Origin of the sequence: Candidatus Igneacidithiobacillus taiwanensis, assembly GCF_031962545.1 — a bacterium.
In the GTDB taxonomy this organism is placed as follows: domain Bacteria; phylum Pseudomonadota; class Gammaproteobacteria; order Acidithiobacillales; family Acidithiobacillaceae; genus Igneacidithiobacillus; species Igneacidithiobacillus taiwanensis.
The window spans coordinates 1-9699 of sequence record NZ_JAVRKK010000087.1; the positions used below are offsets into that span (position 1 = coordinate 1).

9 protein-coding genes are annotated in these 9699 nt (G+C 58.7%); 5 read left to right on the forward strand and 4 right to left on the reverse strand.

Annotation, left to right across the window (positions count from 1 at the left end):
* The first annotated feature begins 287 nt into the window (after positions 1 to 287).
* From RTI30_RS10200 to RTI30_RS10215, 4 genes are read left to right on the forward strand one after another with little or no spacing between them, the layout of a single operon-like run.
* Positions 288 to 1025, forward strand: a complete 738-nt coding sequence (locus tag RTI30_RS10200) for an MBL fold metallo-hydrolase (RefSeq protein ID WP_312263177.1) — start codon at positions 288 to 290, stop codon at positions 1023 to 1025.
* Positions 1022 to 1381, forward strand: coding sequence for a metalloregulator ArsR/SmtB family transcription factor (locus RTI30_RS10205; RefSeq protein WP_312263176.1), 360 nt, complete (start codon positions 1022 to 1024; stop codon positions 1379 to 1381). The genes RTI30_RS10200 and RTI30_RS10205 overlap by 4 nt, the downstream gene beginning before the upstream one ends.
* A complete protein-coding gene (locus tag RTI30_RS10210) occupies positions 1378 to 2661 on the forward strand; it encodes an MFS transporter (RefSeq protein ID WP_312274834.1) in 1284 nt (427 codons plus the stop codon). The genes RTI30_RS10205 and RTI30_RS10210 overlap by 4 nt, the downstream gene beginning before the upstream one ends.
* Positions 2658 to 2996, forward strand: a complete 339-nt coding sequence (locus RTI30_RS10215; protein ID WP_312263174.1) for a DsrE family protein — start codon at positions 2658 to 2660, stop codon at positions 2994 to 2996. Before RTI30_RS10210 ends, RTI30_RS10215 begins: the two co-directional genes overlap by 4 nt.
* Positions 2997 to 3487: 491 nt before the next feature.
* On the opposite strand, the gene RTI30_RS10220 is transcribed toward RTI30_RS10215, so the two are convergent.
* A complete protein-coding gene (locus RTI30_RS10220) occupies positions 3488 to 4264 on the reverse strand; it encodes a 2OG-Fe dioxygenase family protein (protein WP_312263173.1) in 777 nt (258 codons plus the stop codon).
* Positions 4265 to 4380: 116 nt separating this feature from the next.
* On the opposite strand from RTI30_RS10220, the gene RTI30_RS10225 reads away from it, so the two are divergent.
* Positions 4381 to 5838 carry an FAD-binding domain-containing protein gene (locus RTI30_RS10225; protein WP_312263172.1) on the forward strand — a complete coding sequence of 486 codons (1458 nt, stop codon included), beginning with the start codon at positions 4381 to 4383 and terminating at the stop codon, positions 5836 to 5838.
* An 8-nt stretch (positions 5839 to 5846) separates the two neighbouring features.
* On the opposite strand, the gene RTI30_RS10230 is transcribed toward RTI30_RS10225, so the two are convergent.
* The 3 genes from RTI30_RS10230 to RTI30_RS10240 form a co-directional block, all read right to left on the reverse strand.
* Positions 5847 to 8087 carry a CPBP family intramembrane glutamic endopeptidase gene (locus RTI30_RS10230; RefSeq protein WP_312263171.1) on the reverse strand — a complete coding sequence of 747 codons (2241 nt, stop codon included), beginning with the start codon at positions 8085 to 8087 and terminating at the stop codon, positions 5847 to 5849.
* On the reverse strand, positions 8084 to 8935 hold the full coding sequence (locus RTI30_RS10235; RefSeq protein WP_312263170.1) for an ABC transporter ATP-binding protein: 852 nt from the start codon (positions 8933 to 8935) through the stop codon (positions 8084 to 8086). Before RTI30_RS10235 ends, RTI30_RS10230 begins: the two co-directional genes overlap by 4 nt.
* A 137-nt stretch (positions 8936 to 9072) precedes the next feature.
* On the reverse strand, positions 9073 to 9699 hold a 627-nt coding region (locus RTI30_RS10240), incomplete at its 5' end, for an HD-GYP domain-containing protein (RefSeq protein WP_312283724.1).

The following is a 9699-nucleotide window of genomic DNA, read 5'->3' on the forward strand; positions in this document are numbered from 1 at the left end:
GCGCTATTATGCCGACCCCGGAGTGGCGCCATTACAGCGACCCTGAGATGGCGCCATTATGCCGACCCTAAAATGGCGCCATATTGGTGGCCGTTGACACTGACATCCTTGGCTGGTCGGGCGTTTTGGCTTGAGCAGTAAGGGTGGTGGTTGGCGGGCTGAGTTCTCATGGTGCTGGGCGTACAAAAGTCCCATGAAATTTGGGCGTCGACTCGTCTTGACAGGCGTGATCCGCGCTACTACATTGGTTGCATGATTTCTTAAATACTGAATATTAGAGGTGGCCCATGTTTTTCAAACAACGCGCAAGTGCCGATGGAACCTTGTCCTATTTCTACGGGTGCGGTGGCAAAGGCTTCGCCGTCGCGGTGGATGTGGTGGCCGGCGACGAGCCATGGTTCCTAGAAGAGGCACGGAAGGCTGCGGTTGCCATCAGTTTTGTCATCGATACCCACATTCACGCCGACCATCTTTCTGGCGGGCGAGCTTTGGCGGAACGAGTGGGTGCGCCATACTGTATGCACGAAAGCGATGTGGGTCTGGTCCACTTCCCCATCCGCGGCCTTCGCGATGGCGAGATCCTGGAAACGGGGAATGTCGTGACCCAGGTGTTGCACACGCCGGGGCATACCTTGGACAGCCTCTGTCTCTTGGTGAGTGACCGGCGCAGAAGTACCGATCCCTGGTTCATTTTGACCGGCGACACCCTTTTTGTCGGTAGCGTCGGTCGCCCCGATCTCGGGGGGGCCTCGGAGGAAATGGCGGCAAAGCTCTACGACAGTCTCCACCAAAAACTACTGGCCCTGCCTAACGATCTGGAGATTTTCCCGGGGCACGCGGCCGGGAGTGTCTGCGGCGCTGCACTGTCGGGAAAGCCCTCGTCCACCATTGGTTTTGAAAAACGTTGGGATCCCTACCTCAGCATGGATCGAGAGACCTTCGTTCGGGCGCTGACGGCAGACCTACCGGAGAAACCCGCGGAGATGGCCCGTATCGTGGCGACCAATCTGGGTAAAGCAGCATGAAAAATGAAACGGTTCGGTACGCCCTCTTTTCCGAGGTCTTCGCCGCGCTCGCGCATCCCAAGCGCCTGGAGATCATCCATTGTCTCGGCGAGGCACAGAGGAATGCCGGGGAGCTTGCGGAACTCACCGGTTTGTCCAAAGCCAATATTTCCCAGCACCTCAGTGTCTTGAAAGCGCGCGGGCTGGTCCACTGCGAAAAATGCGGTACCTTTTGCCACTACCGACTGAGTAGCCCCAAGGTCTTGGAAACCTGCGAGATCGTCCGGGAACTCATCCTCGATCAGATGCAGACCAGCAGCCAGTTGCAAGAGGCCTTGCAGAACGTCGTGCCACTACGCCAGGGACGTCGCAAGTGAATCCTAGGGTAATGACCTACACCCGCGGCATTGGCGTCAACCGCGCTCAGTTTCTGCTGCAAACCATTCAGGTTTTTTTTGTTGGACTGATCATCGGGATGGAGCGCAATGTCCTGCCCGCCATGAGCCACCGCTTTGGTGTCGATAGCCATGCGTTCCTCTACTTGGCTTCGTTCGTCATCTCCTTTGGCCTGGTGAAGGGTGCCCTCAACTTCGTGGCGGGTGGGCTTTCCGATCGGATCGGGCGCAAGAGAGTGATGTTCCTGGGCTGGTTGGCGGGGATTCCCATTCCGCTGATGATTTTCTTTGCGCCGAACTGGTGGTGGATCATCGCGGCCAATGTCTTTTTGGGGGTCAACCAGGCTTTCACCTGGACCATGACCGTCACCAGCCAAATCGATCTGGCCAATGGCCACCAACGCGGCCTCGCCGTCGGCATCAATGAGGCGGTGGGATACATCGCCGTGGGCTTGGCAGGGCTGGGCACGGGTTATCTCGCCGTGCTCTATGGGCCGCGCTGGGCGCTGCTCGGTTTCGGGCTTGTGGTCATTGCCCTCGCCCTCCTCCTGCTATTACGGGTCCAGGACACCATTCATTGGGTACACGCCGAGCACGCACAGAATCAGCGCGCTTCGGGTGTAACGGAAAGCAGCTTGCGGGCGAGTGCTTGGGCGACCTTCCTACGGGTCTCTTTTCGCGATTCCACCTACCGGGCCTTGTGCCAAGGGGGTGTCGCTAACAAAATCGCCGACACCCTCGTCTGGATGCTTTTCCCCGTCTTTTTTCGCTTGCACGGCTTGGGTGTGGTCTCCATTGGTTGGATTACCGGCGTCTACGCGATGGTCTGGGGACTGGGCCAATTTGGGACGGGGCATCTTGCCGATCGGATCGGTCGCCGGCCACCCATTTTGGCAGGATTCGCCCTGTTGTCTCTGGGTTTGGCCGGAACTGCCTTGGTGGATCGCTTCGACGCTTGGATCGCTACGGCCGCTACTATGGGGCTGGGCATGGCTTTGCTCTATCCTAATCTGATTGCCGCCATGTCCGATGTCGCGCCCCCGCTGGAACGCGGCCGGATTTTGGGTACCTATCGGTACTGGAGAGACACCGGCTATGCCATCGGCGGCCTGGTGCTGGGTCTTGCGGCCCAGTGGGCGGATAAGATACTTCCGACCATCTGGTTGACCGCCGCCATTGTCGCCCTATCCGGCCTCTGGATCGCATTGGCCGTCGACGAGACACACCCAAGGAACCTTAGCGCATCGAGGACCACTGCATGACCCAAGCACTGATCGTATTGCATGCAGCGCTAGAACCCGAAAATCCTAGAGCCGACACCGCCATACGGCTCGCCGGTGCCATGCTCGCAGAAGGCAAGGACGTCCGCCTGTTTCTCGCGGGTCAGGGGGTACTGCTCCTGAGAAATGCAGATACCGCTGAGGACAGCACGCGAGCCCTGCTGCGCGAGCTGTTGGAAATTGGACTGGAGGTCCAGTGCTGCGGAAGTTCTCTGAAGGCACAGGGAATTGAATCGGTGCCCGACGGTGTGCAAAAAGGCTCAATGAAGGGCTTGTCTGCCTGGATTAGTACTGCCGATGAGGTAATCTGCTTTTGAGCGTGTCCTCAACATCAGTTAGCACTACAACGCCTTAGATCTGGATCTCGTGCTGTCGGTGGCTACCGACTTGCGGATTACCTTACCGGCGGCCAAGGTGTAGATTGAGGAGTATCGTCACATCGTTCGGCATGGCGCGGTACGGCCTTAAAGCTCAAGCTGAGCGTGGCAGATCAAAACCACATGGCCCCGGCCCACAGTTTGGCTTAATTGTAGCGCGAGGGTTTAGTCTAGAGAACTGGCGGCATTTCTGGATACTATATTCATAAGACACGGTCCTGTTGCCGCAGACGAGAGCAACTGGCCAGCTCCTTTGGATTGGGTCCATAAGTCTGGTATACTTACGGCAATCGATTGAGCGAGCTTTGTGACTATCGGCTGTAACTAGTTGGCCTATAGCAACCAACTGAAATATAAACATATATATGGTGGGAATGGAAGAATCCCGCCCTCTGCGCCGTTCCTGATCTGATTTCCTCTATCGTTGTCGCTCAGCTGCCGGGTTCGAGGAAACCACCGGCGCGAAAGGTGAGCACCAAGGTATCCCGCCACCCGGCATCGGGTTTGTCCGCAGGTTGGATGGGGGTGCTCTCGTGAATGACCCGGGTGTCGTCCATCAACAGCGCGCTGCAGGGCTCCTCTAAGGTAAAACGCACGCCGCGCATGCCCTCCGCCTCAAAGACCCGCGTTTCTCCTCCAATGATTTGGTGTCGAGCGATCATCAGCACCGCAATAAAATCGACACCGTCCCGATGCGCACCCTCTGGCGTTGGCCGCCCAATGCCTTCGTGGGTATCGATACGGAATTGGTGCGCTTCGATAAACCAAGTATGGGTGGACCGTAGCGAGGCAAAGAGGCGCCCGAGCCCTTGCAAGAGCTGGACGAAGGCGGGGGCGGCGCTGAGCTCCGTCGACAGGGGTGCAAAATGCCGGAATAAGCCGCCGTGCAGGGCGTTGTAGGTTTTTGGTTGCCAGTGGGGCCGCTGCGGGACGCTGCGCAAGTGAGCGGAGGTGGGATCGTCCGCGTGCTCCAACATAAAGCTCCCGTGCCGCCGCCGTCGATAGTGGCCGCCATCGAGTAGGTAGGGGTCGGCGGGGAGATCCTCCCAAAGCGCAAAGAGCGGCGCGCAGGCTTCTATAGGGGCGCCAATTTCGGCCGAAAGCGCGCTGGGCGAGAGGATTGCAAAACCGATACCGGCAAGTCGTTGCGCGGGCGTGGAGTCGCTGGTGTTACTGTCCCAAAAAGACGAGTTTTCGGCTGTAGACATGCGTCGTCATTCCCTGCGCAGAGGTTTTCTACATCATACAGACAGGGCGAGCGAAAGAGCAGCGCACATCGTGTCCCCCAATTGTTTGCCGTGCGGCAGCATGGCATGCTGCGAACATGAGCCGCCTCGCCTTGGTTTGGTTTAAACGCGATTTGCGCGTAGCAGATCACGCCCCGCTTCTGGCTGCTGCGCATTGCGATGCGGCGGTGGGGCTCTACGTGCTAGAGGACGAGTGGCTCAACTCGCCGGAGTGGGACCCTCAGCATTGGGCCTTCGCCCGCGAGAGTCTACACGCGCTGCGCGCCGATCTGGCCGCACGAGGCTTACCGCTGTTGCTGCGCCGCGGCAATCTCCCCCAGGTTTTGGCGGAATTGCGCAGGGAATACCCCTTTACCGAGCTGCTCAGCCACCAAGAAACCGGGCCCGGCTGGACCTATGCTCGCGACAAGCGGGTAGGCGATTGGTGCCGACAGGCCGGGGTGCGTTGGCAGGAGTGGCCGCAATTTGGCGTGATGCGCCCCTTGCGCAATCGAGATGCCTGGGCGAATGCCTGGGATCGATTCATGGCCCGGCCACGGCCGGCCACGCCGGAGTGCTTTCCGGGCGCGCCAACCCTGGCAATTGGCGAGTTGCCGAGCTTGGCGCAGTTGCAAAAGCCTGCGGCGCGACCGACCCCTGCCGCAGGAGAAGCCGCCGCGGTGCGTACCCTCCAGGACTTTTTGCAGTTGCGTAGTCGGCAGTACCTGAGCAGCTTATCGAGCCCAAGTTTGGCCGAGCGAGGCTGCTCGCGACTCAGTGCCTACCTCGCCTTTGGCAACATCTCTATGGCGCGAGTGGTGCAGAATACCCAGGCGCAGTTGCGCGCTCTGCGTCGGGAATCCTCCCCAGAAGCGCAAAGCCATGCTCGACATCTGCGCGGGTTTCTTTCCCGATTGCATTGGCATTGCCATTTCATCCAAAAACTCGAGGATGAGCCCGCCATCGAATTCCATAATTTTGCCCGTATTTACGATGGCTTGCGCGAGGATGACTGGCGGGAGGATTACTTTTTGGCCTGGTGCAACGGGCAGACTGGCTATCCTTTGATAGATGCCTGCATGCGGAGTTTGCGGGCCACCGGTTGGTTGAATTTTCGTATGCGCGCCATGCTGGTCAGTTTTGCGAGCTACCATCTCTGGTTGCACTGGCGCCAGACCGGTCTTTTTTTGGCGCAACAGTTTTTGGATTTTGAGGCGGGTATTCATTGGAGCCAGATGCAGATGCAGTCCGGCACCACCGGTATCAATACCCTGCGCATCTATTCCCCCAGTAAGCAAATGCTCGATCAGGATCCAAAAGCCGATTTCGTCCGCCGCTGGGTACCTGAGTGGGGCAGTTCTGCCTACCCGGCACCCATCGTTTCGGAAAAACTTGCGGCACAGCAAGCCAAGGAGCGCATCTGGGCGCGTCGTCGTCTACCGGAAGCGCGTACCGAGGCACAAGAAGTTTTGCGCCGACATGGTTCACGAAAAGGCGGGCGAGAGCGGAAGAGAAAGACCCCTAGCGACAACGGGCAATTGACGCTCTTCGACTGATGCGGTTTTTAGTGCAACAGCGACACCGAGATCGCCACCCCATTCCAAAGGGTGTGCAGGAAGATACTCGGCCACAGAGAGCGATAGCGTAGACGCAGCCAAACTAAGGCGGCGGCGAGCATGGCGATGATAAGAAGCGCCAAGGGGTAATGGAAATTATCGATCTTGGAGGGAGCGTGGACGATCACAAACAGCAGGCTGACGATGCTCGCCGCTACCCAGGGTGAAAAACGCTGCCGCAAACCGGCAAGCCCGGCACCGCGAAAAATGATCTCCTCGGTAAACGGAGCCAAGGCGACGGTCAGCGCAATCATCAGGTAATACGGCCACCCCTGCATGTGCAGGGCATCAAAGACGCCGAGGGTATGGGGGTTGAGGTGGTGGGGCGGCGGAAAAGTAACCAGGAGCAGGGCACTGATACCCTCAAGCGCAATGCCGAGAAGTAGCGCCACCCCGTAGGCCCGGGCGCTGGTGGGTGGACGCCAACCAATACGGTCGCGCCACTGGGCTCGGCTGAGGTATTGATACAGAAAAAAAAGCAGCAAGGCAGCCGTTGCCGCATAGGCGAACAATCCCACCCAGACGCGGAAATCGATAGGAAGATGGCGCACTGCAGTTTGCAAAACTGCTGACGGCAGTTTCTCATGGCGTTTGGCATACTCTGCCCCGAGTTGCACTCCAATCGAAAAGGAGCGCGCGAAAGCGGCGAGGGCGCCAAAGCCAATCTGCCCTAAAAAGAAGGCCAACATGATGGCGAAGCCGGCAGCTGCAGTCCAGGCTTGCTCGCCTTTCTCTTGCGCCTTGGCAGAGTCGACGACGGGAAGTTTGGGATCGCATCTACCGAGTCCCGGCAGTAGCCAGTCTGCTCGCTGCAGTTGCCGCTTTCCTCCCCAATGGGCAAAAAGAACCGGAAGCAAGGCAAGGGCGGCCAGGACCCAGTCCCAGTGTACCCGCAAAGCTTGCGGGGCAGGGGGAGCAGTGATCGTACGATAGGTCAAAAACCCCAAGACAAAGAGATTAACCAAAATACCAAGAAAGACCAGAAATCGCTGAACCGGCCCCGAGTAGAAGCCTAGGGCGATCACGCCTAGGGAAGAATACGCATTGATTGCCAGTGCAGCGGCGAGGAGGCTCAAGAGGGCAAGGATGACCTGGCCCGAGAAATGCAAAATGATCAGGGCGATCAGCGGTAGCATCAGGCTGGTCAGAATGAGCAGAAAGAGATGTTTGGCAAAGCGTTGGAGCCAGTTGCCGAGCATTTCCTTGCGGGTGCCACCCCAAAATCCGGTGAGCAATATGCTTTGCCACTCGTAGCTTTGGCGCAGCCAGATCCTCCAGGGCACTGCGAGCAGCGAGCTCAGGGCGAGAACGCGAACGATTATGAGATTTTCGGGGGTTGGCGCATTTTTTGGGAACCCTTCGAGAGGTAAAATCAGTGCAAAGAACAGCCCAAACACGCCCAGGGTTAGTGCCTGTTGCAACAGGGTACCGAGAATGCCGTGGCGCCTTGGACCATAGAACAGAGGCGGGAAGCGCCAGTTTGCCGGGGTCCACGCGAGTAGGGACTGTAGCTTGCCGAAGTCGGGAGCTGCGAGGGACAAGGCGCGACCCCTTTGTGCCTGCAATTTGCCGGTCAGCTCGCGTGGGGTGTAGACAAGGGCGAGCAGAATCATGGACAACAGCAACAGGGCCAGGGGAATGGCATAATACAGGGGCAGGGTGCCGATATCCCAGTAGATCGATCCAATATAGATGGGCAGATAAAAGGGCAGGAAGAACACAAACCGCAACCAACGAGCCCCACCTGTCGCCTCGGGGTTACGGAGTCGAACCATGACGGCGCCCAAAACGCCTCCGGCGACAAACAGGAGCACCAAATCGAGAGCGCCCACCGGATACGCGTGGCGCCGCAGTAAGTCGACGTAGGCAACGCAGGCAAAAATGAGCAGGAGCACGGTAAAGAGGAGACGATGGTCGCGGCGAAAGCGCGGAACAGGAAATACCAGTGGTTCGGCCACGATGCGCCAGTAGTGGATGAAAATTCCAGTGCTCAAGGTGAGTAAAGCAAAACCAATCAACAAACGCATGCCCTGAGCTGCCCAGGCGTGCTGTGGGTGCCAGTGATCCACCTGCGCATTACTGAGGGACAGAGTGAACGAGAGCATACCAAAGAGCAGGGCACCAATGACGGCATACATGTTGTCACGCAAGAACAGCCTTGGCTGCAGGCTGCGCCAGGCGGCGCTCATGCTTGCCTCGCGCTGGTCAGCGCAAGAAAGATCGACTCCATGTCCGCGGGTATCGTGCTGCGCCAGGATTCTTCCACCTGCGCGCGTAGTTCCGGCGCGCACTGGCGCCAACCGGAAACCAGCAAACGCCCCTCGGCTTCGCGTGCCAGTGTCATCAAGCAAGCGGGTAGTTCCTTTGGCTCGGAATCTCGTGCCACCGGATCGAGCCAGCGTAAATCTTCGCACCGGTCCTTGCTGCTCCAATCTCCCAACAGGCGCCCTTGGTGCATGATCAAACTACGGTCTGCCAAAGATTCGAGGTCCGACAAAATGTGAGAAGAGAGCAGGCAGGTACTTCCCCGTTCCTTGCAGTCGGCATGCAATAACTGCACGAAGTCGCGGCGCGCCTTGGGGTCGAGGCTCGATACCGGCTCGTCGAGGAGCGCGATCTGCGGGCGGTGGCGCAGCGCGAGCACAATGGCCAGACGCTGCCGCTGCCCACCCGAAAGCTCCCGCACGCGCGTACGCCGGGGCAGGCTTGCCCAGTCCTCCAATTCCGGCCAGTGCCGCCGCTCGCGCGGATAGAAAGCAGCAATGTAGTCTAGTAGTTCTCCTGCCTGCAGCCATTCGAAGCCGCGAAATTCTTGGGGAACGTAGCCGGTTTCCAGGCGCTCCTCGGCGCCAAGTTTGGCGATGTCGTGACCGAGAAAACTGACATGGCCGGCATCGGCGCGCAGAAGGCCAATCAGGATAGACAGAAGAGTGCTTTTGCCAGCGCCGTTGGGACCGATGAGTGCAACGAAGTCTCGCTCTGACAACGAAAAAGAGATGTGTTGCAGTACCTCATGATTACCGAATCGCTTACTCACCCCCGCGCAATCGAGCAGGGGCGACTTTGGGAATGACGCAGAAAAGACTGTTGCGGCAGCAGTCATTTGCGAGGCCTTGAAGCGATCAACCTACGCCTAGGGTAGACGCTACGCCTTGATCTGTAAAGCTGATTTCCTCAGTCCATTGCCCAGGACGGCACGCGGGTACGCAAGGCTTGCATGCAGCGGGCATCGATGGCCGTGCCAACTTCTTTTTGCATGATTTCGAGGGCCTCCGGCACGGGGATGGGCCCGCGGTAGGGGCGGGCGGCAGTAATCGCATCGAAGATGTCGGCAATGGTGATGATGCGGGTTTCCAGGGAAATTTCCGGCTCGCGCAGACCCAAGGGATAGCCGGTGCCGTCGAGGCGCTCGTGGTGTGCGGCGGCGGTTGTGGCAATGTCTTGAAAATGAAAGACCCGCGCCAGTACCTCGCCGGTCAGGCTGGCGTGGACGCGCACCGCCTTCCATTCGTCTTCGTCCAATCTTCCGGGTTTGTCGAGGATATGGTTGCTCACTCCCAACTTGCCGACATCGTGGAGGAGGGCACCGCGCCGTAGCCAGCGCCGACGCTCTGCAGACAGCCCCAATTCCTCCGCAACGCCATCGGCATAGAGACTGACGCGGCGGCTGTGATCATGGGTATAGGGGCTTTTGATGTCGACAATGTGTATGCGTCCACCACCTTTGGCACTGTGGTAGATGTTGGAGGAGGAAGGATAGCGGTGGTTTCTGTCCGAGTCGATGGTGTGGCCGTTCGGCGT